The 933-nt window shown below is 40.9% G+C and carries 2 protein-coding genes; both read left to right on the top strand.

Annotated features, from left to right (window positions below; all coding sequences use genetic code 11):
• On the top strand, nucleotides 1-336 hold a 336-nt coding region (locus tag A3761_RS26445), incomplete at its 5' end, for a hypothetical protein (RefSeq protein WP_068749607.1).
• Between the two features lie 94 nt (nucleotides 337-430).
• Nucleotides 431-933 (top strand): hypothetical protein (locus tag A3761_RS00135; RefSeq protein ID WP_197472664.1); only part of this gene is annotated, 503 nt, incomplete at its 3' end.

Raw genomic sequence — 933 nt, forward strand, 5'->3', positions numbered from 1 at the left:
ATGCAGGTTCTTGATTTGCGTCGTCGTATTGGGATGGAGCAGTGTCTTAAGGGAGAACAGTTAACATTGGTTAGCTTTAATACCGGGGGCTCAAACAGTATCGCTGTAGTAGTTGACGAAATTTTAGGAATGCAAAGAATTGAGTCTGACTCAATTATAACAAATGAAAAATACTTCGATAGCCGTGCCAATAATATTGGCTTGTTGTTTCCAACTGTCGCTTTAATGCCGAGCAAGTGTGGTGTTAGTAAAGAGTTGATACACATCCTCGACTCAACGTACCTTGATAAGACGGAACCCATTATTGAAGAGGCTGGAGAGCTCGAGCTTTTTTAAGGATTTTACCTTTTGCAAATGGAAAAGCTGGTGTTTGCTGCTAATGTTATATGCAACCTTCCATTTAATTTGACGATAAAGTAAAACAAAAAACATGCGACAAAGTGACCTGATTGACATCTTGCTGGTTTCATCCGATTTTATTTTTTTAAGTACCGATAAACACGGTAAGATTACTACTGTTACCCCTGCGTGTAGAGATGTTATCAAAAAGCAAGAGGGTGAGGTTGAAGGTAAGATGCTCGACGAAATTGTACCTGAGCTGGCATTTTACCCCCAAGCTGAGTTTGAAATTGTTCAACCTCGGGGCGGCCTCGAATTAATGCTTGATGATGAAGACTGTGATCAGGGTTGTGAATATATGGAGTTTCTTGCATCCCAAACGCAAGACGATGGCCGCTTCGAAATAGAGACAACGATTGAAGGTCAGCAAGCTTGGTTGTCGATGGTGACAAACAAAGTGCTTGTTGATGACGAAATCATTTTTACCGTGATGATCCGGGATATTACTCGACGAAAGCTTGATGAAAAGGAGATCCTAGATCTCAATCAAAACCTCGAAGCTCGCGTAGAATCGAGAACGGAACAAATTAAAAA

The sequence above is a fragment of the Oleiphilus sp. HI0123 genome (genome assembly GCF_001635315.1).